A 25,951-nucleotide genomic window follows, 5' to 3' on the forward strand; every position below is an offset into this window, starting at 1 on the left:
GGCCCTCCAATCTCATCAGCGAGAAAAACGATTATAGGGATTACGCGGATGCATCATGGGCATAAAGCCCGGGGATGGAGAATAAAAAGTCGGGTGCTTGCTTACTCCGAACGATACTTCGGCACTAAAATTATCCGAAAACTTATAACCAACATAAGTAGAGGCTCCATAATTATTAAACCCCTGTAGCTGTGAATTGACATTTTCGGGCAGAGTAGTATCTAAAAACACCGATGCCCCGGCATACCATTTTTCATTAATCAGATAAGTACCTTGTGCATATAAACCAAATTGTAACATTGTTTCATCCAGCTTAAGCTTTGTTGCATCTGCATGTCCCCACGCTGGTATATTATAATAATTGGTCCGACTAACAAACGGCATCACATCTACCTGAAACTTCTTTGCGGGCATTAAAGTCCACTGGGGTGCCACAAAGGTATTGAAGCCATACATCCCCTCAAAGTTTGTAAAAGCACTCAGTCCGGCATTAACACTAAATGGTTTAACCTGAAATGAATCAACTGGCAGCTCTAGCTCAGCATCTTGTTGTAAACCATCATTCTGTATTATTGCTTCGTTCTGGGCATGAAGCAAAGAAATGCCAATTAACAAAAAAAAGAAAGTTACCCTATGACGCATACCATTATAATTTTCGGCTTAAACATACAAAAATTGAACCAAGTACCTCCTCTTTTTAGCCCAAGCGGATAAATATTCTATCATATAACGAAAAAACAATATTGCATTTTTACTGCTATTACTCACGCTACCCCATTGATTTTATTTTTTTGAGCCCATTTTTAATATTTTACAAACCACAACCCCTATGCTATGCTTTACAACATGTCATATTTTATCAACTTATGATTTTCATCATCAAAATCAGATTTTACAATTACCATCTTGCATTCATCAAAAAATATAAACAACAACCATGAATATATCAGTAACATTAAATCCAAATCCTCTGGTAAGATATTTACAGAAGCCTTCTGCAGATTTCACCAAAGAGGATATCATTAAATATATGGAAGCCAATGAAATAAGGATGATCAACTTCAGGTATGTAGCCGAAGACGGCCGCCTGAAAAGCCTGAATTTTGTGGCTTCAAGTCGCGAGCACCTCGACGCCATTCTATCGGCCGGCGAACGCGTTGATGGCTCAAGCCTGTTTTCTTTTATGGAAGCCGGCAGCAGCGATTTATATGTGGTACCTCGCTACCGCACAGCTTTCTTAAATCCGTTCTCTGAAATTCCATCTATTGAAATCCTTTGCTCATTCTACGATCATAAAGGGCAGGCTTTGGAATCAGCTCCCGAGAACATTCTGCGCAAAGCTCATCAGCATTTTATGTCATCAACCGGCATGAGCATGAAGTTTTTGGGCGAACTGGAGTACTATGTCAACAGCGAGCGTCAGAGCAATTTCCCGGCATCTGATCAAAAAGGCTACCACGAGTCGGAGCCTTTTGCCAAGTTTGAAGCCATGCGCAAAGAAGCGCTGAAACTGATTGCCCAATGTGGCGGTCAGATTAAATATGGCCACGCCGAGGTAGGCACCTTCACTGCCGGCAATGAAGCCTATGAACAACACGAAATTGAGTTTTTACCAACAGAACCCGAATTTGCGGCTGACCAATTACTGGTAGCTAAGTGGGTACTGCGAATGCTGGCAGAAAAACTCAACGTTGAAATCAGTTTTGCGCCTAAGATTACTGTTGGAAAAGCGGGCAGTGGCCTGCACTTCCACATGTTAGTTGAAAAAGATGGTAAAAATAGTATGCTCGGTGCCAACGGCTTAAGCGATGTGGCTAAAAAAGTGATTGCGGGCATACTGGATATGGCCGATGCACTAACTGCCTTTGGAAATACAATTCCTACTTCATACCTACGCCTTGTTCCCCACCAGGAAGCTCCAACAAACATTTGCTGGGGTGACCGCAACCGTTCGGCCCTTGTGCGCGTGCCACTAGGCTGGACCGGTGGGGTTGAAAAAATGATTTTTGATGCTAATCCAGGTATTGAAATTAACCCGGCCAATACCGATAGCAAGCAAACCGTTGAATTCCGTGCTCCTGATGGTTCGGCTAATATCCACCTTACTATTGCAGGTTTGATAGCAGCAGCCGAACATGGTCTCAACATGACTGATAGCCTCGATAGAGCAGAAAAACTGTATGTAAACGGAAATATTTTCCACCAAATGCCAGAAGGAGGTTTAGAACAGCTACCAACTTCATGTTACGAATCGGCTGTTCGCCTCGAAAGTAAAAGGCACCTTTTTGAAAATAACAACGTGTTCCCAGAAAGAGTTATTACGCACACCATCAACAAGCTAAAAGCGTTTGATGATGAGAAGCTGAGCGAGCGCCTGTACGGTAAGAACGATCAAATTCGTGAGTTGGTATTACAATACATTCATTGTCAGTAACAAAACCAAAATCTGTATATCGCAACATTGCCAGCCAATGTTTTACTTAGTATTTGCACAATTAAACCTGTTAAGGGCCGGAACAACACTCCGGCCCTTTTTACTTATCTCAACCGGTTGTTTTACGTGCTAAAAATGCATTATCTTTACTCGAAACCTTAAAATATACAACATGGCAATTATTGGCACTTTATCAACATTGATGAACCAATGCAATAACGAACGCATTAAAACAGCCATTAACTACCTGCTCAAAACAAATATTAGCAGTGTATTTACAACTGTTAGTGCAGGCACACCCTTTGAAGTAGAAATTGACGGCCGACGGATATTTGCCATCTTTCAGACCTATGAAACCAAGCCTATTGCCGAGGCCAAAATGGAAGGACATCAAAAATACATTGATATACAATACATACACAAGGGTACGGAGCAGATACTGATAGCTCCCATCAATAGAATAGTAAAAGATGACCCTTATGATGCAACAAAGGACTTATACTTTCCAAAAGTTGCAGATTACTCAAACATCAGATTAGCGACTGGTTCAGGCTGCATTCTTTATCCCGATGATTTACATGCACCGTGCATTAGTATTGATGCACCCACTAAAGTTGAGAAGATAGTTATTAAGGTGGCTGTTGATTAATGCTGTTTCATCAATTTTCCAAAGGCCATTAAGCTAAAGAAGAATAAGCCCAATAGTTTTACACATAAGCATGTTCAATTATGCTTTTTAGGGGTTAAACATGCTTTTCTGTTCAGCTGAATACTTAGTATACTCTTCTGATATTTTATTTTTTTGATCATGTTTAATTTGTCAAAGACCCATTTTTGAAATTTTTGGCATAATTTTATCATGTTCCAACGGACATGAGTAAACATCAAAGCGACATACTATCCAATAAATACCAGATAAAGCACTATTTTGAAGAATGGTTCCCGGGCCTTGTCATTTTCGCCCGGCAGTTTATTCAGTCATCGACCGAAGCCGAGGACATTGTCCAAAACGCATTCATTAAGCTGTTTGAAAACTTTGAGGAAGAGAAAAATATACTGGCAGCCAAAGGTTTTCTCTATAAAACCATCCGTAACGAGTGCATTAACATCCTCAAGCACGAAACTGTTAAACGCAAACACAGCCAACAAACACTGCTTGAAGTAAGCTCTGAAACTTACTTTCTGAATAAAATGATTGAAGAGGAGACCTACTCTACTCTGACCAATGCCATCAATCAACTTCCTGAACAGTGCCAGAAAATATTAATCCTGTCACTCAATGGACTAAAGAATAATGAGATTGCAGAAGATTTATCCATCTCCATTAACACCGTCAAATCACAAAAAAAACGGGCTTATAAACGACTAAAGGAACAACTGAAGAACGTTTACCAGATCGTTTCATTCGCATCCGGGATGTAAAAAAGAAAAAAAAATCACTTTCGTTGCACTCCTTTTTTAGCTTGTAGTTGTATTACTTAAAAACTACTTGCATGAAAGACCATGTTAAAATAGGACGAATCATAGGTAAACATTTGCTTTCTAACTCATCTGATGAGGAAGAAAAGCAGCTGCATTACTGGTTGAAAGATACGGAGAACGAAAAAACATTTCAATCCATCCATCATCATAACCAAATCGAACAACGGCTTCACGAATATAAGCAGATAGATACGAAAAAAGCTTACCGTAATTTTTTACAAAGGACGGAACAACGCAAGTTTACAGTCGGCCAAATAGCATTTCGGGCTGCTGCCATTGCTGGCTTAGTCCTGGCAGTGGGTATAGCAATCAATTACCTTCTTAACGCAGATTATGAAACTGATTATCTGGCACAGGAGGTGATTCGTCCCGGTACATCTAAAGCGATATTAAAGCTGGCTAATGGTGCGCAGCTTGAACTTGGAACTACCAATGATGCATCTGTTATAAATGAACATGGTGTACAAATTCTTCATACCGATAGTGGCTTGGTGTATCAAAATGAAGCAATTAGCGATAAAGAATTATTATATAATACCCTTGTAACCCCCCATGGCGGAGAATACCAACTGGAGCTGGCCGATGGCACAAAAGTGTGGCTAAACGCTCAATCGGAGTTAACATTTCCGGTAGCCTTTAGCGGCACCAACAGAACCGTTAAGCTGACAGGAGAAGCTTATTTTGAAGTGGCTCATAATCCTGAGCAACCTTTTATTGTTGAAACGGCTACACAACAAATAGAGGTATTGGGAACAGCCTTTAACCTATCGGCCTACCCCGATGACAAACAAACAGTAACCACCTTAGTTTCAGGCTCAGTTGAAGCGCGCTCAACTAATGGCAATGCAAGCAGTTTTGTAAAAAAGCTCAAGCCCAACCAGCAGCTAATTGTCAATAACGCTAATAGTGGCACAGTAGTTGTTAAAGAGGTGAACACATACCTATACTCAGCCTGGAAAGAAGGCCGATTAGTTTTTAGAGACCAACCACTGGAAGCCATTCTGAACGATATGCAACGGTGGTATAACATCGATGTTGTCTACAACAACGAAGCAAGCAGGAACTATCGCTTCTCCATTGACATGCCCAAATACGAGTCAATTAACAAGTTTATTTCAATACTTGAATTGACCGGTTCCGTTGACATGGAAGTAAATGGAAACACGCTAACAGTAAAAAGTATCAATTAATAAAAAAGGTGGATGCTGTAACATCCACCTAATGTTAAACGCTCGTGCTGTAACACGAGCATACCTTAATTAAACATTACTAATATATGGAAAAAAAATGTTCGGCAGATGCTATCTGTATTGCATTTGGTTTGCTTAAAAAATTAAAGCTCATTCAAATTTTGGGACTTTTTATGCTGGCCGGAACTATCCAGGTTCAGGCGGCACTCTACAGTCAGGAGCGCAAAGCAAGTATTCATCTTAAAAACAAGGCGCTGGTTAATGCACTGGATCAAATCCGCCAGCAGACCGGCTATAGTTTTGTGTACAGCTCAGATATTGTTGATGAACAAGCTAAAGTGAGCATTGATGCAGACAATATGCCGCTGCATGATATTCTTGAGCTGTTACTGGCCAAGCAGCATCTTGAATTTAAGATATTGGATGATGTAATTGTCATCAACAAATCTCAACAAGAAATGAAGCAACCCATCAGCTTTACCAAGATAAAAGGTAAAGTAATGATAGCCGGTATCAACGAACCTTTGCCTGGAGCCAATGTGATTGTGAAGGAAGGTAACCGTGGTACCGTAACTGATGTGGATGGTAATTTCATTATTGATTTTCCGTCTAACAAGACTCATCTGCTGGTCACATTTATTGGATTCGTAACAAAAGAAGTAAGTGTAGGCAAAGAAACCGAACTAACCGTCTACCTGGATGAAAATGTTAGTGAAATTAGCCAGGTGGTGGTAACTGGTATGCAAAAGCGTGAAAAATCCAAAATGATTGGTTCGGTTAGCTCCATTGATGCTGAAAAAATGGAATTTATCGGGGCCACCACTGTTGATGAGGCAATGAAAGGTCAAATGGCAGGTGTATATGTACAAAGCGCCTCGGGTAATCCGGGTCAAGTCGGACAAATTCAGATTCGAGGAATTAACACTATGACCGGTAACCGCCAACCATTATTTGTATTGGATGGCATGCCTATGGCCGATAGCGATGTAGTGGGTAATGTGAATGAAATGTTGACCCATGGACTGGGCAATATTCCTCCTGAAGATATTGAAAGTATAACTGTGCTGCGCGATGCAACAGCCGCATCGGTATACGGCTCACGTGCTGCCAATGGCGTGGTAGTCATTACTACCAAGCAAGGAAAGGCAGGCAAAGACTATATCAGCTACAGCGGTAAATATGGTGTTACCATGAAACCACAGAACAGCTGGAACTTTATGAACTCCAATCAGAAAGTTGACTTTGAATTGGGTATCTACGACAAGTACCTGCCAACATCAGGCGGACGAGCCATCCAGATTATGAACCAGGTTAACCAGGGTTACCTGACTGCCGAGCAAGGCCAACAACAAATTGATATGCTGCGCAATACACAAACCGACTGGATGGATGTATTATATCGAAATGCGTTTACCCAATCGCATAACTTGACTATGAGTGGTGGTACCGATAAATTACAATACCATATCTCGGCCAATTACAACGGTTCGCAGGGTGCGTTGATGGAAAACGATTTTCAACAAGGAACAATCAACATGAAGGTGAGCCGCTTTGTTACTGATAATTTTCTGCTTAAGTTCAATATGTATTCGACCCTTAAAGAGCGCACTGAGGGTATATCTGCCATGAATGAATTTGAGTATGCGGTATATGCCAATCCATATGAAAAACCGTTTCATGCCAATGGATCATATGCTGCGGATCAAACCTATTTACCCCCGGTAACTTCAAATCCTCACCTAGGGTATTATGACTTTAATATCGTTCGTGAACTGCGTGAAAACACACGAACCAATACAGCCGGTATGATGCGTGCACAGATTGGTGCTGAATATACTTTCCTGGATGACTTTCGTGCTGTTTCAACAACTGCGATAGATTACAATACTGTGCACAGCATGGATGAATATGGTGCCGGCACCTATGCTTCATGGACGGCTAACTGGTTAAACTCAGCTGCCAGCGGTGGTAATGTATTGCCCGAATATAACTTAGGCCGCTTGCAGGAAAGTTTTGGCCGCACCTTAAACTTCACCATACGTAACAGCCTGGAATATAACAAACGCATTGACAAACATTACATCCAGGGATTTGGCGCAATTGAAATTGGCGGTAGTGCAAATTACCAGTTTAACAGCATGATGCCGGTTTATCTTAGCGCATACCGTTTGGGTGGCTATCCATCATGGACAGACATTAACTCGGGTAATTTTGACCAATTGGCGCTATCACGCTTAGGAGGTTCCAGATTCCGCCAAAGACGAAATGCCAGTTACATAGCATCAGGTGTGTATTCATATGATAATCGTTATGTGGCTAACTTTAATATTCGCTACGACGGAGTAGATATCTTGGGGAACGAAAATCAGTTTCAACCATTGTGGTCGGCGGGTGCCAAATGGAATGCGCACGAAGAAGCGTTTATGAAAAACAATGGCATTTTCGATCGTTTAGTCTTCTCTCTGGGTTATGGTTACCGGGGCAGTATTAATCGTGATCAATTGCCATTCCACACCTATTCTTTATCAGCTTACTTCTTTGATGGTATGCCAACCGGTAATTTATTTACATACGGTAATCCAAATTTGAGATGGGAGCAAAAACGCGATATCAACTTAGGATTAGAGGTGTCTGTTTTACAAGGTCGTGCCAATTTCGAGGTCAACTATTTTGATGAAAAGATTACTGACCTGCTCGATCAGATGCGCCTACCCAACTCCAGCGGACGCGAATTTGCCTATGTGAATGTGGGCGAACTAAGCAATCAGGGATTCGAAGTATCAGCACGTTTTGAAGTCATCAAGCAAAAAGACTTTATGTGGGAATTAGGCGGTAACTTTGCAACTGTAAACAACCAGTTAGACCAGGTTTACAACGTTGACTTACCTGCTAATTCGACCTATCGCACCCAAAATGTTCAGGGATATGCGGTGAATAGTTGGTATGGCTATAAGTTTTCGCACATTGACGAAAACACAGGTGCAGCTATGGTATGGGCTCAACGTAAAAACACCGATTACAATACCGGTGAAATAACGTATACCGATGAGCTAATTGACTTGAATAATACAAGCAGCCAAATCCTTAACGATGATTATGCGGCCTATCATTTGGGCCAGCGCGATGCCAAGTTTTATGGGGGTATCAATACACGCGTTTATTACAAAGGATTTGATGTAACAGCCAACTTTGTATATGCCGGCGGTAACCAGTTACTAGGTTTCCAGGATGTTCAAAATGGTCCCAACGGCGGAAAAGGTAGCTTATATGCATCACGCACAAACCTATCAACCGATCACCTTTACGCATGGACACAGCCGGGCGACATCACCGATATTCCGGAAATGTCGACCACCCGCTCCAACTATGACTTATACTTAGTTGATTCCGATCTGGAAAAGGGTAATTACCTGCGCTTACAATCATTATCTGTAGGGTGGCGTGCACCTAAGTCGGTTACTGACAACAGTCCGTTCAGTAATTTATCATTACGATTTATCGGAAGTAACCTGTTTACACTAACCAATTTCAGTGGCTCAGATCCTGAAACACGCAATGCCTTTGGTTACCCATTAACACCTAATTATACACTATCTGTAACACTCGGATTTTAATTTTTTGAGAGATGAGATTAAATAAACTATATATCAGCCTGATTACAGCAATCACTTTTGCTGCCAGCGGATGTTCCGACTTTTTATCAGTCGATCCAACCAATGAGCGTGCATTGCGCGGATACGAAGATGTTAAGATTATGTTTTCGCGTTATATGTATGACCAGTATGAGAGGGGTTTACCAAATCATAATTTGAGTAACGCTAACTATCGCCTATTTACAAGCGATATGCTCATGATGTTTGAAGCCTATGCAGACAACCTTGATCCGGAAAAAAGCTGGGAGATTTATACCGATCGCTGGAACAACCTGGTTCCCAACAATCGTGAGGTGTATTACGCTGATAAATTCTTATATAACGATTTTAGCACACCACAGCACATCTGGAACGAATACTATCGTCAGGTAGGCTTTTTAAACACTTACATCGATGCCATGGCTGACTTTGATGATTGCACCCTTGAACAGCGTCATCAGTTAGTGGGAGAATTGAAAATGCACCGCGCCTATTACCTGTTTAAGCTTTACCAGTATTTTGCACAATACAACTCTGAAGAAAATGGTATTCCTATTTATTTGCACACAGGCGATGAAGTAGTAGGTATTCAAATGCCACGAAAAACACACACTGAGGTGTATGAGATTTTATTGGACGATTTATATGAGGTAAAGGAAATGCTGGACGAAACCGAGCCCAAGAGTTCATTCAATGTAATGTATGACAGAAGAAGCCTTTATAATTTACTGGCTCAGGTATATTGGTTTAAGGCAGAGAGTCCGGCACAGGAAGGTAACGACTACCAAAATGCCAAAGAAGCCGCGTTAATCGCATCGGAAGGCATCGAAGTAATTACACCCCGATCATATACAGAGTATACAGAAAAAATGGGTGGACGCTTGCATGCTTATCCTCACCCATTTATTATTTCAAGTAATAGTAACACGGCAATTGCTCCTGTATTTGGCGCGCGCAGTGGTCGCCCTACCGGTATGTCATTCGTTGAAGAATTCTACAACTCTGTAGAAAGCAATGATATCCGCTGGAGATTTCTGCTACGTAACTCTGGTCCTATTGGTAATCCACCGGTTGTAAACCATACAACTTGGCCAAGTACCCATTTCATGTATCAGAAATATGGTTCATTTTATTTATTTGAAATCGAAAATGCCTACTTAATGCTGGCTGAATGCCATTACCGATTGGGTAATGAAGCAGCAGCTCTGGAAGTAGTGAATAATTTCAGAGAGTGGAGAGGATTGGAACAAATAACTGTCACTGGAGAAGAATTATTGGCAGAAATTATCAGCGAACGCCGTAAAGAGTTTGCCGGTATTAAGGATTATCGCTGGCTGGATATGAAGCGCTACGGGGTTTCGTTCGAGCGTTCCATCAAAGTATTCGATACCTACGAAGAACCATATACCGTAATCATTGAACCAAATAGCTATCAGTTTGCCCTACCAATTCCTTTACGCGAATTACAGGAGAACCCCCATATTTCTCAAAACCCAGGTTGGGTAAATGTAGTGTGGTAAACAATAAAACTAAAATGAAAATGAATAAATTACTATATATCATACCATTTCTGGCTGGTTTATTGGCTTGCCAGAAAGAAGATGGGTTCAACTACAAAATGCACGATGTGGATCCCAGCGAGATTGATTCGGTCTTTTTTAGTGCCGGTACAGATAAGGTGGTGACCGACGGTAAGGCAGCGCTTTCTTTTCACCTCGAAGCCTATCGAACAGTTTATTTTGGTGACAGCGCCAGCGAATTACGTGCGGTGAACCTGAAAAGCTTACCTTCTAATGCCATTCATATCTATGATGAAACAGGTGCAAAAGTGGATATGACCTATTACCCAGAAGAGGCAGGCATCTCCAAAACTTTTTATGCTCAAATTGGCTCGGCTCAGTCAGAGTTAGAAGAAGTGGAAGTGTATGCGCCTGTTGCCAATTACGAAAAACGCTATGTCAATGTGGTTTTTCATGTATTGGAACTCGATGAAAATGACGATGAATACGATCCTTTAACCTATAAAAAGATAGATTATAAACACCTGGAAACCGCATTAAATGACCTAAATCGTGTATTCAATAACGAAATGGGGAACTCACCCAATGCGGCATCTGCTAACATTGAATTTCGTTTGGCAGAATATACCAACTCCGGATCATCCATGGGTAAACCAGGATATAATCAAATCATCTACACCAGTACTCAGGCCAAAGATGCTGAAACACTAATCGCCGAATTAGATGGTTACTACAGCGGGGCTCGATACTGGAATCATGATGCGTATTTGAATATTTTTGTTATGCCTTTTTCGAGTGACCTAAAAAACACCACACCTCAATTTCAAAATGTGAGCCCTGAAAATGTCTGGCCGGGCATGGGTGAAGTTGTTGATAGTGACGTAATATCCACTGAAGATAGAACCTTTAATAACCTGGCAGCCGCTGTTGAGCGCAGCTTGTTTCAGCAGGCACCTGAATCACGTATTTCCATAGCCAATGCAATTGGAAGGTTTTATGGCCTCTATGCAACCACCTTTGGTGACAATGGAGGTGATTTCGAGGATTATTGCTCCGATACGCAAAAGTACATCACCTCGGGGCAGGTTAATCAGATTGTAAAAACGGGCTTAAACGGTGAGAAGTTTAACGCATCAAATGCCATGGATGCAATGTCAAATGCTTCGTATCGCAACCACATTACGGCAAATCAGGCAGCACGTGTGCGCTTTGCCATCGAAAACTGCCCCGGCAGAATGAATGGCTTATTGGAGTAAAAATAATGATAATATACATGGAGACCCTTGTTATATTTTTTTAGCTGAGGGTCTTCTGTTTACTTCATTATTTAAAAATCAATCAAGAACGACAATAAAACTCAACAGATGCATATACCGAATATCAAACTCCCTCAATGGGTACTTATCACCTTGCTGCTAATCGGCTTTGTAATGAGCAGCCACAAGCTAATGGCTAGTACAGAGGGCGGCATTACTTTCTTTAGCGGTAGCTGGCAGGAAACACTTGATAAAGCCAAAGCCGAAGATAAAGCCATCTTTATGGACTGCTACACCTCGTGGTGTGGTCCCTGCAAGAAACTGGCAAAAGAGGTGTTTCCTGATAAAGAGCTGGGCGCCTATTTTAACGAGCACTTTATTTCCATCAAGGTGGATATGGAGAAAGGAGAAGGCATTACTCTGAAAGATCAGCTTAAAGTATCGGCCTTTCCAACCATGTTGTTTCTCAATACCAATGGAGAAGAGATGCACCGCTTAGTAGGCTATCGAACACCGGAAAAGCTGATTGATGAAGCGAAAAAAATGCAATCAAACAAAGGCTTTGGTTACTATCAGAAACGCTACAACGAAGGCGACCGCGAGGAACAGTTTATCGAAGAATACCTGCAGGTGCTTAAGTCAGCCAATAAAAAAGACGAACTGAACGATGTGGCTGCTGAAGTATTATTAGAGATCAAACCTCAACTATGGTTGCAAGACAAAAACTGGCAACTGATTAACGACTATATTATCGATGCCGATTCAGAGATTATACGATATGTATATGATAACCGTAACCACTTTGTGGCAATACACGGCGAGCTGGCTGTCGACCGTAAGATAAACACAGTTTATTCTCGCGGTGCAGGACTGTTTGCCAGCAAAGAGGGTGATAAAATGGTTTTGGACGAAGAAGGCTACCAAAACTACATTGCGCAGCTAAAGGAGATGGGTTTGCCTCAATGGGAAAAAATTAAAAAAGATACCGACTTGCGTTACACGCTTATGCTGGAGCAATGGGATGCCCACATCAAGCTGGTAAACGCAAAAATAGAGAGTATGGGCGATAAGCTGCATCCATCAATCATATGGAACTATGCTATGCGCATTGACCAGCGATGCAACGATGCTGCCACACGTGCCGAAGCAGCCAGGTGGTGTCAGCTGGCCATTGACCGCACCAGCTCTGAGCAGGCCAAAAAATCGTATAAGCGCACGCTTGAGCAATTAATGCAGCCAAAGCAAAACAAGTAAACGACTCTACCATGACAAAGAAGATAAAACAATACCTGGCAGGCCTGATGGTCATTTGCTTCTCAGCACTGACACTTAGTGCACAAGAAAAAACGGTGGAAGACTACGGCAATTACATCAACGACAAGGAAGTAACCAGCCGCATAACACAAGAAGCCGGCGAGCTTTTCGATAATGGGAGCTTTACAGGTCTCTTCAAGCTTCGTCAGGAAATGGATCGCTATAAAAAAACAGCTGTTATCTACAACGAAGAAAAGCTAGCGAAAAAGGCAACATTTAGCTTTGATGAGCACAAAGAGGGCGTGTTGATACTGGCCAAGCTGTACCTCTGCGATAAATGCCCCAATTACCACATTTCAACGGCTACCGGCTTTGTAATTAACAAGGATGGCGTTGGCGTAACCAACCATCATGTGTTTAAAAAATCAGACAATAACAGCACCATGCATTTATCCGTTTATGCCGTCGATTACGAAGGCAACGTCTACCCTGTGAAGCGGGTGCTGGCAGGAGATGAACTCAGTGATTTAGCCCTGTTTAAGATTGATACGTCCAATGAGCTAAAGCCATTGCGACTAGGTGATGACCTTAATGTTGGTGATGACTTACACCTTATCAGCCATCCTGATAAACGCTTCTACTACTACTCCCATGGAAGAATGATGCGTCAGCATACCAGCAATAAATACAAATCGCCGCGTCAGTCCATCTCGGCCGATTTTGCCAAAGGCTCAAGTGGTGGCCCTGTTTTTAACGCTCAGGGTGAAGTAGTGGGCATTGTTACCACTACCAACTCAATCTATTATACACCAAATCAAAACCTACAGATGGTGGTAAAGGATGTGATACCGGTAAGTCTGCTAAAAAACATGATACAAAAGGATATGGTTACAACATCTATTTATAAAGGTGTGCCGGAACAATGACCATTATCCTTTTGGGGTGAGCGTCAGGTTCTGAAAACTTCTTCAACATCTTAAATCAGGCCTGCGCTTGCCTTTTTATATACTATAACTATCTAGTAGTAAGAATGTTTACACTCATCAATAATCAAGTTTTATCATGATCTCACAACACGGCATCCTGCCTCCCTCTGTTTACCACAAAGTTTAATTTTCACTAACCAGGTTCCTTTTTTCTGCGTAAGTCTGCGCCATCTGAAGGAAATAACAAACTATCTGCCAGCTTCAAAATAATGTCTTCTCTCTTTTTATAGCGTTAAATACGTAACATTAGCACGCTATTTGCAATGATTAAAAGAATCACGAACTTTCAATCGGTTTTAACCAAAGCAAATAGAAGATGGGCACTAATAAAATTCTGCTGAATGTGAAAGAGGGACTGGCGCGGAACTACATTGAGGCCATTCATGAGCGCTTCGGCGGTACAGCCACGCCCCACTCCTATCAATTACATACCGATGATTTGCAGGTAAGCATATTTACCTATGACCTGCGACCCAACATGGAACTTTCCATCACACAAGGGCGAACAGCCACCCCCATATCAATGCACCGAACTCCCGATAAAGACCTGGATTTAATACATATCAACATATTTAAGAAGGGACAAATAGAGCATGCCTATATGAGAAATAAACAGTACGTTGAGGCTACCACTTCTACAGGTGCTTTTATTCACAATGGTCGTTTTGCCCTGCAAGGCGAGATACCGGCCAACTTGTTTTACAGTTCGATAACCATCAAATTTACAAAAGAGGCTTTTCTGGATTTTATGCCCGAAGCTGCTGATATGTACGAAGAGGCTTTTGGCCATAACCAGCCTATGACCTATCATATGCAGTTACCCATCGATTTAGAGCGCCTTACGGATGATATACTCTACTACCAGGATATTGAGTTTGGCGGTCGGCCCATGATTATAGCCAAAGGCCTTGAAACGCTTACCAGTTTAATTATGACGGCACAAAAGATGAGCAGTCAGAACAACCTGAATGGCCTGCACGCCGACGACTACCAGCGGCTGATGCTGATTAAAAACCAGCTAATGTCAAGTTTCAACCAGAAGATTAATATCCAGACAATTGCCGACACCTATGGCATCAGCACCTCAAAGCTCAAGCGCGACTTTAAAACATTGTTTGATTGTTCCATCTATCAATTCTATGCCCATGCTAAAATGGATGAGGCCTACCGCCGCCTAAAAACAGGTGATTACTCGGTTATGGAGGTGGGTTACGACCTGGGCTACTCCAACCTGTCGAAGTTTGCCAGCATGTTTAAAAAGGTAAAAGGCATTACACCAAGCGAGGTGAACAGATAAGAGCGCCCGGAAGATTCCTTAAACACTAAAGGCTGATGACGAAACCTGCTCAGGAGCACATCTCGATATAAGCATGTCAATAACAGATGCACTCCCATTAATTCTGCTTTCTATCATTCGAAGTTCCGAATTGCAGCTTAGAAGTTCTAAAATAACAGATAGAAGTTCTAATTTACACCTTCGATGCTTCAAATTACATCTTCGAAGTTATAAAACAATAGCTCGAAGTTCCAGATTTGAAGTTAATAGTTCTGAAGCAGAAGTTTGAAGTTCCGAATCGGAAGTTATTAGTTCAAAAGTTGAAGTTCCGGGAAGCAAAACAGAAGTTTATAGCATTGAATCAGTACTTCAACGGCGCAATGGAGCACTTATGGGCATCACTGACTGAGTGATTATGTGGCTATTTAAACTAATGATAAATCACACCTCTATTATGCCGTTTTTGATTGCCACAATGACCAGGTCAATGGCATTTGAAACGTTGGACTTTATAAAAATATTCTCACGGTGCTTATCAACCGTTTTCTTGCTAATCTGCAGCTCTTCAGCTATCTGAGCACTGGTAAAGCCCTTGCCAATGTAACGGGTTATCTGCAATTCACGTTCGGTGAAACTTTTAAACACCGAGTTAACAGTCATATCTTCCTCGGCCTGAATTACATTTCTTCCGCCTTGGTATGCATAGCGCTTACCTTCAAGTACCGTGTGTAAAGCCTTTTTTATTTCAATAAAACTAGCACTCTTTAATACATAGCCCGAAGCGCCAGCCTTAAGCATATTGGCATACACCTTCTCACTAACATGCATGGTTAGTGCAATAATTTTAAGCCGGTGATTGATTTCAAGCGCTTTTTTTGTAGCCATTTCTCCCCCCATTATTGGCATTGAAACATCCATAAACACGAGGTCGATGTGACTTTTAGATTTAATAAGCTGAATAAACTCTCTGCCATCGCAGGCCTGGACCACTTCGTTAACATAGGGCAGTTCGTTTAACAGGCTGCATAAACCTTCACGAAACAGCTTGTGATCATCAACAACAGCTACAGAAATGTTTTTCATATTATATGACATAAAGAGATTAAAAAATACTTATCAAAGATTATACCTAACCCAACAAAAGCAGTCGAAAACAGCTAACAAAAGCACCAATATTATCACTTGCTAAGCTTTTATAAGTAGAATCCAAATTCAGATGCTTAATTTTAGTGCGACTGGTGATAAAATAACGACCAGGTGCAAATGTAAACTTGCCTGCCTTACACCTTTTTTAAACGACTCATCAAAGGCACATCAATATTAACAAACATGCCTCCGCTACTGGTATTTTCAACCACTAAACCTGCGCCTATTGCCTTGGCTCTTGAGGCGATATTCAATAGCCCCATGCCTTTACCAAACGCCTGCTCAGCATCAAATCCCCTCCCATCATCGGTATAGATAAACACCAGCATTTCAGGTGTTTTATACAATGAAACACTGGCCATCGAAGCATCGGCATGTTTAATGGTATTATTCAGCAGTTCGCAAAAAACCCTATACAACACAATCTCAATATTAAAGTCATACTTTTCATCGCTAATATTGGTATGAAACTTAACATTAAGCAGGTTCTTCACCCCGCTCCGCCTGACGAAACTCCTCATAGCCTCTAAAACACTTCCTTGCTTTAGGGCCAGTGGCCTTAGCTGATTTGATATTTCGTAAACCGATAGAACACCCTGTGCCACCGAATCGTTAATACTTTTCAATTTCGATTGCTGCTCCTCATCCAGCTTCTCAGTTTTAAAAGTAGACAACAGCATGCGGGTGATGGACAACACCGGCCCCAGTCCATCATGAATCTCCTGGGCAATACGCTTCTTTTCATTTTCCTCGGTAATAACCATTGCGGCCATAACCTTTTCTTCAGTCTTTTTTTGCTTAATACTCAGTTCCTCTAAATCATTCAGAATTCGCCGGATATAGACAGACGCTACCAGCATAGTGATGGATATAATGAGCGCCAGCCAAACATTAGATACTTCAAATACGTCATAAGAGCTATTAAAAAGATAGTCGACCATATTAACCAATAGCCTGATTGCCATCAATAGAAAACCCAGCGAAATAGCTATCCAGGCAATATTGTATCGGGTTTTGGGAATCAGGCCAGTGGCTATTGATGCCGCTGCAACCTGTATCAAAACCGAAGTAAACAACAGTACCTCATGAAGTAATGTAAAACCAGTATCTAATTCATCCATGTCTGTTTTTATTTGAAAGCGTTTGCTACTGAGGGGTGGATATTCCTTTCAAAAAGTATGCCTGACAGCCAACTAATAGCCATATATAAAGTAGCAGTAAAGGCTATCTCAAAAATGAGATAGCCTTTTGAACTGAAATAAAGATTATAGCTTATGGATTTTGATCTTCCTGACCAATTTCATCATTGGCATCAATTTCAACCTGTGGAATTCGATATATCAACAACTTGTCATTAGCCAATACATTCATTATTACATTGGGTCTATGATTTTCAGAGCCGGTACGATCAATAGCTTCATTACGACGCTTGAGGTCGAACAGACGTGTACCTTCACCCCACATATCAATACGTTTCTGAAGGTCAATCTCAGCCATCAGCTCTTCACCCGATTTAGTGCAAGTATAACCAGCCATACGTGCTTGCATAATAGTTTCCAAGGCTGCTTTGGCATCTCCTTCATGTCCATCTAAATACAATGCTTCTGCTTTTAAATAATGCATTTCGGCTACTCGCAGATAAATGTAATCTGATTCGAATCCACCTACATCTCTAAATTTCTTATTCACATATAATTTAGGATCGCGTGACACTTTAATTGGATCGCCATTCTCATCATCTTCTTCGCCATTAATCAGTCGCTCTTCAAACCACATTTGGCGCACATCGCCTTCCTGAGCAGCTAAAGCTTCAACCAACTCGGATGTAGGCTCTTTGTATTGCCCCAACGCACCTCCATAACCGCCGGCATCTGCATCAATATGACTCATAAATGAGGCATAAAAAGTATTAGTTTCTGTACTAATTAAGGCACCCCACAACACTTCGTTTTTATTACCACTAACCGTGTTAAAACCAAAACCGGCCAGCTCATCAGCTGTCATTAAAGGCACACCATCAATGGCAATGTCGGCATACTTCACCACCTCCTGCCATTGATTTGGATAATCGTTTACAAAGCTAAGTACCTTAGCATATATAGCAGCAGCTGCATATTGATTCAACCTTCCACTTGCAGAATTGGTTCCCTTTAAATAGTTATAGCCTTTATCAATATCACTCAATATTAAGTCATATACATCTCTTACCGGCTGACGGGCCAACTTCATTTCATCTTCTGTAATAATTGGCACACCAGGTGCGTCCTTATTCCACTGGTAGGGGTGCTGGTACATATTGATTAACCAAAAATAGAAGTAGGCACGGGCTGTATAAGCCTGACCAATTGCGTTACGCGAAACTGCATTTTCCAGCTCTTCACCATCTTGTGGTTTGATTAAACCAATAACCGTATTAGCACCACGAATACCATCGTACATGGTACGCCATGCGCTTCTTGGACGGCGGTATGGAGCTCCTCTATTATCTAGCTGATAGTCAAAATTAAACCATTGTGTAATATTATAGGCAATATCATCGGTCATCATATCGGTAGCCAGCATCATAGCCCTCAAACCAAAATCGTCGTGCGAATCCCTGTACTTGAACAAATCGTAGTACATCCCCAACAAGTATCCCTCAGTAATTTTATCGGGGTTTGTTTTCAATAGTTCATCCGCTCTATCTGATGACAGGTATCTATCTGGATCAGCATCCAGGAAATCATCAGAACAGGCTGTTACAAAAAGCAACAAGGCTAATAGAAGTTTGATATCTAATTTCATAGTTCTCATTTAATTAATTAAAACGTTACGTTTAATCCTAAAGACATAGTTCGAACGGCATTGTACTTATACTCTGTTGAACCATCGAAAAACTGACGTGGATCAAGTCCTTTTCGCTTGGAGAATAAGGCCACATTATCGGCTGCCATATACACACGCAATGACTGAATATTCATCTGATTCAGCAGCTGAGGCTTAAAAGTATAGCCCAATGTTATGTTACGAATATTAAAATAAGAAGCATCTGTCAGGAAACGATCTGACTGCTGATTAGCCTCCTGATAACCATATTCCACACGAGGTACATCAGTTTTTGTATTCTCAGGTGTCCACGAGTTATGAATATCTGTATGCCAGTTAGCACCAGCCCTACCTGAGCTCATCATGCCTGCATAGTTTGAGTCATAGACTTTGCCTCCAATCTGGAAAGCTGTCTGTACAAATAAATCAAAACCTTTATAGTTTAGGCTGGTACTAACACCTCCAATTAAATCAGGCAAAGAAGTTCCTACCACTTCACGGCTAGAAGCTAATGCATCATCATATTCATTAGTTGTTTCCCATACAGTGTTACCCTCAGTGTCGGTTGATTTCATCCAATACAGCGCATCACCATTGGTTTCATCTACACCGGCATACTTAACCATGTAGAAATCATAAATTGAGCCGTCTTCCTGTAATATTTTAGAACCACGAATGATGCCTTCTTCACGTTTATCTTCCGGCAAGCGTGTGATTTCATTCTTGTAATGCGTAGCATTTAACGACATGTTCCAGGTAAATCCACCGCGACGAATAATATCACCACCTACAGTAAAGTCGATCCCTTTATTCACCATATCGGCAATATTTTCAGGAACGTATGCAATACCGGTTGAGTTAGGTACCGGGTTATTAAATAACAGGTCATAAGTGTTTCTTACGAAGTATTCAAACTCCACATTTAAGCGGTTACGATATGCGCTCATCTCCACCCCAATATTGAAATTATGACTGGTTTCCCAGGTCAAATCAGGATTTCCCTTGTAGAACAATGACAAGGCAGGTTTATTATCCACATTAATCACATTATACAGATCCATGTATGGTGTATAAACAACATTGCCGGCATTATCCAATATTCCATCATTACCTTGTACACCGTAAGATGATTTCAATTTCAGGTTATCCAGCCAATCTACATCGGCCAGGAAGCCTTCCTGGTTAATACGCCACGAGCCACCAACAGACCAGAAATTACCCCAGCGATTATCAGGGTGGAATTTAGAAGAACCATCGCGTCGTATACTGGCTGAGAAATAATACTTACCACCATAATCGTAAGTTAACTGTCCTAAATAACTCTCAATAGAATGCACATTGGTGTATGAACCCATATCGTTCATTACCGCACCATTATTCAACTCGTGATTTTTAGGATCCAGAAACTGAATCTTTGATGCCATCAGATAATTCATCTTATAACCATAGCTCTCGTGACCAGCTAAAGCACTAATGGTATGCTTACCAAATGTTTTGTTGTAGTTTAATAACTGGTTGAAAGTAGTGGTTTCGTATCGATAAGAATATTTATACGAACGCCCATTAACATTCTGCGCATCACCGTGCAATGGTGAATAAAAAGTGGTGTTTAAACGGTTACGCACATCATACCCCAGATTAGACGTAAACGATAAACCATCATAAATATCAAACTTAACGAAAGTACGTGTACTCAGGTTATCATTCAGTGTTTCATTCAAATCGGTTTGAGATGAAGATGCCGGGTTGGTATTGGCTCCCCATGGTCTCTGTCCCATATCATGCCCTTTACCACTGCCAAAATCATACAAAAGCTCTCCGCTATCGCTATACTGTCTATCTCCATTACCGTCATATACAAACACCGGATATACTGGCGCAATATTCTGGGCAAACATAAATGGATTAGAGAAGTTTGAACTCCCAGTTGCACGAGGTTGAGATTGGATACCGCGCGAATAAGAAATATTACTGCCTACCTGGAACCAATCTGTTACATTGTGCTCAATATTGGCACGGGTTGAAATACGCTCATAGCCTGTATTGGCTACAATACCTTCGTCATTCAGATAACCCAATGACATAAAATACTTGGTTTGATCATTGGCACCACTAAAATTTAGATTATACTCCTGACGTATACCACGTGAGAACATTTCATCAAACCAATTATCATTATATAGATAAGGCGCATCTGTCAACACACCATCAGGCGATACAATTTGAGTTACATTTCCACCATAGGCATTATAACCACCCAATTCAGAAAGCAATCGCTGAGAAGCTAATGCTCTATCGCCCAATTGAGTTCCAAGAGCCTCCCACGACTTAAGGTAGTACTCACCGGGATCTTCCATTACATCATACATTGGTACTCCAAGTGAGTTGACACCAACACGAGAATCGAAGTTTACTTGCATTTTCCCCTGCTTACCTTTTTTGGTGGTAATCATAACAACACCATTGGCAGCACGCGAACCATACAGTGCTGCAGAGGCCGCGTCTTTCAATACTGAAAGAGATTCAATATCCTGCGGATTAATAGAACTGATGGTACCGGTATAAGGCACTCCGTCAACAACAATTAGTGGTGAACTAGCCGCATTAATCGAGCCAATACCACGAATTCGAATCGAAGCATCACTGCCCGGCTGACCTGTTCCGGCTACCTGTAAACCTGCTGCGGTACCAGCTAAAGCTTGTGTTACTGATGATGTTTGCATCTTGGCAATGTTGTCACCTTTAACAGTGGCTGCCGAACCGGTAAATGACGATTTCTTAGCTGTACCATAGGCCACCACCACTACTTCGTCAACATCCATTGACTCACTTTTAAGCGCAACATTAATGGTAGACTGCCCAGTGTATGCCACTTCGCTGGTTTGCATGCCTACAAACGAAAACACAATAGTAGATGCATTGCCAGGTACATTTAAGGTATAACTTCCGTCTGGTGTTGTAACAGTACCAATTGTGGTACCTTTAACAAAAACTGATACGCCGGGGATTGGACTCCCATCCAGCTCATCAGTCACGGTTCCCTTGAGAACGCTTGTTTGAGCCATTATATGGCATGCAAACAAGAACATCACAGTAAGTGATAAAACTACTTTTTTCATACGCAAATAAAGATTTAATTGATAAAATTTGAACTGATATATTTATATATATAGATCAAGTACAGACTAACCGGCAATTGGGTAATTACCAACATAAGTCCAAGGCATTGACTTGTGTAATAAGCCAACAAAGGCAGGACATAAACGAACGATTATACTAAGGACTTTCATAGTTGTGACCATTTAATGATTATTAACGAATCGGGACGATACCGGGACTTGAATAAAAAAAGAATGCCTGACCAACTGCTAAGCAACTAATGCCAGAGCATTCCTTTTGTCCTAGTATATTAATCTAAACCTAACAGCCACGTTTGACTGCCTTCGCGTCTATGATTCATGTATCAAAAATTCTCCTGGGTTGATACAAATGTAGGTTTCGGGTATGAGCGCCTTATCAGTAGAAATCCCTATACTGCCACACTGATCAGCCACAACACATTCAAACAAGAAATAGGAATATTTAACACTTACTACCTGGATAGTTATGCCCTCAGGCAAATTAAATCGGAAGAAATAATACTCAAACTAAATGGCTCCTCAAATAACAATGAGGTACTATATAAGATGTTACGAACATACTAACTCAACTCATTTCAGCATTTCATTAATTTTAAAATGCCACTTATCATGTGTTAAAAGCTATATATTTTGTTCAATTTACTTTTCAAAAAAACAGACTATAAAACTTGATTTTTTTAAAGATTCACTTAAAAAAATTGCTCTGCCGAAAGTGGGAGTTAAAAATGGACAGGTATCAATAGCTGCAAACATGACAATTGTCAGTATTAATAGGGATCCAATGAGAGATTTGTAGGCACCTTCAGCAAAAACAAACCTGGGAATAACAAAAACGAAGTGGTAATTTTACAAGACGATGGGAATTGACCTAAAACAATAGCTATCAACACAAAAGGGCATGCCTATAAAAAGATGTTCATTAGAGCTGAACGATGCACCATGCCACTGCAAATCGTATTGATTGTTTCTAAAGCAATTATTGTGCAATATCCATGGATATGCTCAGAACACCAGCACATTCATAAATTCGGAAGGAAACTTTCCTTATAATGCTCTTTTTATCTGACTAACATATAATCAAAAGATTAAAGACCGATAAGCAAACTTAGATGAGTTGCTCCTTATTCAACCTCCAAAAAGGTTTTAATGGCTCCCAGGTAATAGTCATTCCACCCCTCTACAATATCGTCATAGGCTTCTTCTGGAATATTGGTATGTAGCAAATCAATTTGCACTTTGCCGCCTCCCTGAGGAAAGAACTTAATGGTTGCAATTGAAGGTTCATCTTGTTCGCCAAAATACCACTCCTGCACTATTTTCTTTTCTTCTTCAACTTCTAAAACACGTCCAACAATATCGCCCTCCCACAGCGAGAACTCTGAGCCGGCCTCACTACTCATCACTGCCGGATAACCACTCCAAAGCTCTATGGTAAACGGATTGATAAATGCCGCAAAAGCATCTTCCATTTCAGCCTTGACTTTAATACGTGTTTTGAAATCTTTATACATGGTATCAAATTTTAGACAAAGGAAAGCAAAATTGTTGAACCAATGCATTGCAAAATTGTCAATTTTGGGAGAGTAGTTCAGATCGTTCTCCCAACCAACCTATTACAAAGGAATAAATACTTCCACCTCTTTACGTTCCTGACTTTGTTCCTCAAAACGTTTGCGAGTCATGTAGTATAATAAACCACTGAATTTACGGGCATTATACGAACACATTTCCACACAGCGTGCACAGGCAATACATGCTTTTTTATTGGTTCTCTTAGGATTATCCTGATCAATAGCTCCAACCGGACATAAACGTGCACAAGCTCCACAAAAGTTGCAATTTGAATTAGCTCGTGCTGCAATCGGCACTTCACCTGCCACATGGTTGGGATGATGTCCTTTTAACCTTAACTTGCCGTCGGTAGTGAGCCTGGCATGCTTAACGCTTTGCTTACCAAATTGCCTGGCTTTATCAAGATCCTTCTTATCCGGACGCCCTTTTGCCACTTCCTGGAAAATTGAATGCCTGGCGACAAAAGCGCCTGAACTAATCGGAATAAAACCGGCATCGCTACATACCTGAACCAACTCATCCAAGGTGTACTGATAATCGTTATTCCCATAAACGCAAGTAATTACAGTTCTTGCTCCATTACCGTTGATCTGCTCAAGGTATTGGCGTGCCAATTCCGGCACTCTGCCCGAGTATGCTGGCACTCCTACAACCGCCACATCCTCAGGAGCAATACTAATTTTCTTCTGAAGGCCTTGCGTAATATCATAACTAACAACCTTTCCGGGTATTCCGGAGGCAATGGCTTCAACTACTTTTTTGGTAGATCTGGCAGGACTAAAAAAAATAGCATGAACCGTTCGGTTATGCTGTATTTCAGTTATTGATGGCTGCAACATGATATAATTAGCGCTTCTATAGTTAACTAAATGTTAATGTAATCGAGGCTGTTGTACCTATTATTTTCGTTGCAAAATTATTGAATGCTAATACGCTAAAAATTGACTAAAATCACTTTGGTGAATGTTGCAAAACACAATTTTTACACAAAAAGAACTTGCAACAGTCAGAAGCGTTACAAGTTCTTTGTCCAAGCCATTTCTGATAATACATTTATATGCCCAAAGCTTTAATTAAATCGGCTACTCTGTAAAAATGAATATTGGATATATCCTGCATCTTTCCCCTTAGCACCTCATGATCGAGGTAATATTGATGGGCTGGTGTAATAGGAAAGTCTTTATTATAAAACTGCAGTTCATTCTCCTGCACTTTAATACGATTGAACAGCTTATTCAGTTGATCAGTATGCTCATCAAGCACCATCAGCTCAACGGTATTAAGCTCCGAAATAAATTCTTCATCTTTCACTTCTTCATTCCGATTCTTCAGAATATCAATCTCATTTATAAATAGTTTCAATCGATTCTTCCAGATCTTGTATTCAAAATCGAGATCCATTAAGTTGATGTTTCCCCCTTTCATGCCGTAAGGTTTTAATCATTAGCCTTAAAAAGTTAGCAAAAAAAGAAAGAAAAAGCAGCATAATTCTGGATAAAATTTGGAAATATCACTACAACTGATATTGAAAGAAACAATGTTGCTTTATGCTATTGCAGCCACAACTGCATTACCTATTCGAACCAACCGGGTAATTCCAATTGCAGTTTCTCTGTTGCAGATTCATGAACTATTGGCACCTCGCCCCACAAAGCTTGAGGATAATAAGACTGAAGATAACGCCTCAACAGCTTAGCCGAATCAGCAGTAATCTGAACCTCAGTAACAGGATAATGATTATAAATAATCCCATATACTGGAATATTACGTGCTTTCAACACCTCTAATGTCAAGAGGGTATGATTAATGGAGCCCAAACGACCAGATGTAACCAATATTACCTGGAAGTGGTGGTTTTGTATAAAATCTGCCACCAGCAATTCCTCATTTATGGGCACCATCAGGCCACCTACTCCCTCAACGAGCACATGTTCATACTTTTCATGGATGCATTCAATTGCCTTTACCAGCTTATCTTCCGATATATTTACATTTTCCATCGCTGCCGCAAGATGTGGACTGGCCGGAAATCTGAACAAATAAGGACACGTTAAGCCATTTATATCATCCTCCAACAGCTCCATTCCCATTAACTGACGATGCACAGCAATATCATCAGATAAACTCTCACAGCCTGTTTGCGACAGCTTCATAGTGATGACATCTTGTCCCAACTGTTTCAAATATTTTCCGAGCAAGCCTGTCACCACGGTCTTGCCAGCATCTGTATCTATAGCGGTAACAAAATAAGTTGACAT

General features: G+C 41.0%; 19 protein-coding genes. 10 read left to right on the plus strand and 9 right to left on the minus strand.

Features of this window, described 5'->3' with window-relative positions:
- Positions 1-15 precede the first annotated feature (15 nt).
- Complete coding sequence (locus KEM09_RS10745) at positions 16-642, minus strand: hypothetical protein (protein WP_212228218.1); 627 nt, start codon at positions 640-642, stop codon at positions 16-18.
- Positions 643-937: 295 nt separating this feature from the next.
- Between KEM09_RS10745 and KEM09_RS10750 the strand changes: the two genes are divergently transcribed.
- The 10 genes from KEM09_RS10750 to KEM09_RS10795 all read left to right on the plus strand — a co-directional run bounded on the left by KEM09_RS10750 (position 938) and on the right by KEM09_RS10795 (position 15,051).
- Positions 938-2,434, plus strand: coding sequence for a glutamine synthetase family protein (locus tag KEM09_RS10750; RefSeq protein WP_212228220.1), 1,497 nt, complete (start codon positions 938-940; stop codon positions 2,432-2,434).
- Positions 2,435-2,606: 172 nt separating this feature from the next.
- Complete coding sequence (locus KEM09_RS10755) at positions 2,607-3,083, plus strand: NanQ anomerase/TabA/YiaL family protein (RefSeq protein ID WP_212187861.1); 477 nt, start codon at positions 2,607-2,609, stop codon at positions 3,081-3,083.
- Between the two features lie 224 nt (positions 3,084-3,307).
- A complete protein-coding gene (locus KEM09_RS10760; RefSeq protein WP_212228222.1) occupies positions 3,308-3,856 on the plus strand; it encodes an RNA polymerase sigma-70 factor in 549 nt (182 codons plus the stop codon).
- 71 nt (positions 3,857-3,927) lie between these two features.
- Positions 3,928-5,106, plus strand: a complete 1,179-nt coding sequence (locus tag KEM09_RS10765) for a FecR family protein (RefSeq protein ID WP_212228224.1) — start codon at positions 3,928-3,930, stop codon at positions 5,104-5,106.
- A gap of 86 nt (positions 5,107-5,192) precedes the next feature.
- Positions 5,193-8,720 (plus strand): SusC/RagA family TonB-linked outer membrane protein, encoded by a 3,528-nt coding sequence (locus tag KEM09_RS10770; protein WP_212228226.1) that lies wholly within the window; start codon positions 5,193-5,195, stop codon positions 8,718-8,720.
- A gap of 11 nt (positions 8,721-8,731) precedes the next feature.
- Positions 8,732-10,258, plus strand: coding sequence for a RagB/SusD family nutrient uptake outer membrane protein (locus KEM09_RS10775; RefSeq protein WP_212228227.1), 1,527 nt, complete (start codon positions 8,732-8,734; stop codon positions 10,256-10,258).
- Positions 10,259-10,278: 20 nt separating this feature from the next.
- On the plus strand, positions 10,279-11,514 hold the full coding sequence (locus KEM09_RS10780) for a hypothetical protein (protein ID WP_212228228.1): 1,236 nt from the start codon (positions 10,279-10,281) through the stop codon (positions 11,512-11,514).
- Between the two features lie 108 nt (positions 11,515-11,622).
- Positions 11,623-12,768, plus strand: coding sequence for a thioredoxin family protein (locus tag KEM09_RS10785; protein ID WP_212228229.1), 1,146 nt, complete (start codon positions 11,623-11,625; stop codon positions 12,766-12,768).
- An 11-nt stretch (positions 12,769-12,779) separates the two neighbouring features.
- A complete protein-coding gene (locus KEM09_RS10790; RefSeq protein WP_212228230.1) occupies positions 12,780-13,694 on the plus strand; it encodes a S1 family peptidase in 915 nt (304 codons plus the stop codon).
- Between the two features lie 376 nt (positions 13,695-14,070).
- A complete protein-coding gene (locus tag KEM09_RS10795) occupies positions 14,071-15,051 on the plus strand; it encodes a helix-turn-helix domain-containing protein (protein WP_212228231.1) in 981 nt (326 codons plus the stop codon).
- Positions 15,052-15,471: 420 nt separating this feature from the next.
- Here KEM09_RS10795 and KEM09_RS10800 read toward each other — a convergent pair whose 3' ends face one another.
- The 8 genes from KEM09_RS10800 to bioD form a co-directional block, all read right to left on the minus strand.
- Positions 15,472-16,113 carry a response regulator gene (locus KEM09_RS10800; protein ID WP_212228233.1) on the minus strand — a complete coding sequence of 214 codons (642 nt, stop codon included), beginning with the start codon at positions 16,111-16,113 and terminating at the stop codon, positions 15,472-15,474.
- 197 nt (positions 16,114-16,310) lie between these two features.
- Positions 16,311-17,297: a sensor histidine kinase gene (locus KEM09_RS10805; protein WP_212228235.1), complete on the minus strand. Its 987-nt coding sequence runs from the start codon at positions 17,295-17,297 to the stop codon at positions 16,311-16,313.
- A gap of 151 nt (positions 17,298-17,448) precedes the next feature.
- A complete protein-coding gene (locus tag KEM09_RS10810) occupies positions 17,449-18,960 on the minus strand; it encodes a RagB/SusD family nutrient uptake outer membrane protein (protein ID WP_212228237.1) in 1,512 nt (503 codons plus the stop codon).
- Between the two features lie 17 nt (positions 18,961-18,977).
- The gene (locus tag KEM09_RS10815; protein ID WP_212228239.1) at positions 18,978-22,100 is read right to left on the minus strand and encodes a SusC/RagA family TonB-linked outer membrane protein; all 3,123 of its coding nucleotides are present in this window, start codon (positions 22,098-22,100) and stop codon (positions 18,978-18,980) included.
- Between the two features lie 1,142 nt (positions 22,101-23,242).
- Positions 23,243-23,632, minus strand: coding sequence for an SRPBCC domain-containing protein (locus KEM09_RS10820; RefSeq protein ID WP_212228240.1), 390 nt, complete (start codon positions 23,630-23,632; stop codon positions 23,243-23,245).
- Between the two features lie 102 nt (positions 23,633-23,734).
- Entirely contained in the window at positions 23,735-24,532 is a 798-nt protein-coding gene (locus KEM09_RS10825; RefSeq protein ID WP_212228241.1) for a 4Fe-4S binding protein, read from the minus strand.
- Between the two features lie 214 nt (positions 24,533-24,746).
- Positions 24,747-25,118 (minus strand): hypothetical protein, encoded by a 372-nt coding sequence (locus tag KEM09_RS10830; RefSeq protein WP_212187876.1) that lies wholly within the window; start codon positions 25,116-25,118, stop codon positions 24,747-24,749.
- A gap of 149 nt (positions 25,119-25,267) precedes the next feature.
- A complete protein-coding gene (bioD, locus tag KEM09_RS10835; RefSeq protein WP_212228242.1) occupies positions 25,268-25,951 on the minus strand; it encodes a dethiobiotin synthase in 684 nt (227 codons plus the stop codon).

The sequence above is a fragment of the Carboxylicivirga mesophila genome (assembly GCF_018271975.1).
In the GTDB taxonomy this organism is placed as follows: domain Bacteria; phylum Bacteroidota; class Bacteroidia; order Bacteroidales; family Marinilabiliaceae; genus Carboxylicivirga; species Carboxylicivirga mesophila.

What these genes read in the sequence shown, in the direction of transcription:
- KEM09_RS10765 (WP_212228224.1), top strand. Translation starts at nt 3,928, where the DNA reads ATGAAAGACCATGTTAAAATAGGACGAATCATAGGTAAACATTTGCTT.
- KEM09_RS10775 (WP_212228227.1), top strand. Translation starts at nt 8,732, where the DNA reads ATGAGATTAAATAAACTATATATCAGCCTGATTACAGCAATCACTTTT.
- KEM09_RS10805 (WP_212228235.1), bottom strand. Translation starts at nt 17,297, where the DNA reads ATGGATGAATTAGATACTGGTTTTACATTACTTCATGAGGTACTGTTG.
- KEM09_RS10790 (WP_212228230.1), top strand. Translation starts at nt 12,780, where the DNA reads ATGACAAAGAAGATAAAACAATACCTGGCAGGCCTGATGGTCATTTGC.
- KEM09_RS10745 (WP_212228218.1), bottom strand. Translation starts at nt 642, where the DNA reads ATGCGTCATAGGGTAACTTTCTTTTTTTTGTTAATTGGCATTTCTTTG.
- KEM09_RS10830 (WP_212187876.1), bottom strand. Translation starts at nt 25,118, where the DNA reads ATGAAAGGGGGAAACATCAACTTAATGGATCTCGATTTTGAATACAAG.
- KEM09_RS10770 (WP_212228226.1), top strand. Translation starts at nt 5,193, where the DNA reads ATGGAAAAAAAATGTTCGGCAGATGCTATCTGTATTGCATTTGGTTTG.
- KEM09_RS10795 (WP_212228231.1), top strand. Translation starts at nt 14,071, where the DNA reads ATGGGCACTAATAAAATTCTGCTGAATGTGAAAGAGGGACTGGCGCGG.
- KEM09_RS10825 (WP_212228241.1), bottom strand. Translation starts at nt 24,532, where the DNA reads ATGTTGCAGCCATCAATAACTGAAATACAGCATAACCGAACGGTTCAT.
- KEM09_RS10750 (WP_212228220.1), top strand. Translation starts at nt 938, where the DNA reads ATGAATATATCAGTAACATTAAATCCAAATCCTCTGGTAAGATATTTA.
- KEM09_RS10820 (WP_212228240.1), bottom strand. Translation starts at nt 23,632, where the DNA reads ATGTATAAAGATTTCAAAACACGTATTAAAGTCAAGGCTGAAATGGAA.
- KEM09_RS10780 (WP_212228228.1), top strand. Translation starts at nt 10,279, where the DNA reads ATGAATAAATTACTATATATCATACCATTTCTGGCTGGTTTATTGGCT.
- KEM09_RS10785 (WP_212228229.1), top strand. Translation starts at nt 11,623, where the DNA reads ATGCATATACCGAATATCAAACTCCCTCAATGGGTACTTATCACCTTG.
- KEM09_RS10755 (WP_212187861.1), top strand. Translation starts at nt 2,607, where the DNA reads ATGGCAATTATTGGCACTTTATCAACATTGATGAACCAATGCAATAAC.
- KEM09_RS10800 (WP_212228233.1), bottom strand. Translation starts at nt 16,113, where the DNA reads ATGAAAAACATTTCTGTAGCTGTTGTTGATGATCACAAGCTGTTTCGT.
- KEM09_RS10810 (WP_212228237.1), bottom strand. Translation starts at nt 18,960, where the DNA reads ATGAAATTAGATATCAAACTTCTATTAGCCTTGTTGCTTTTTGTAACA.
- KEM09_RS10760 (WP_212228222.1), top strand. Translation starts at nt 3,308, where the DNA reads ATGAGTAAACATCAAAGCGACATACTATCCAATAAATACCAGATAAAG.
- bioD (WP_212228242.1), bottom strand. Translation starts at nt 25,951, where the DNA reads ATGTCAACTTATTTTGTTACCGCTATAGATACAGATGCTGGCAAGACC.
- KEM09_RS10815 (WP_212228239.1), bottom strand. Translation starts at nt 22,100, where the DNA reads ATGAAAAAAGTAGTTTTATCACTTACTGTGATGTTCTTGTTTGCATGC.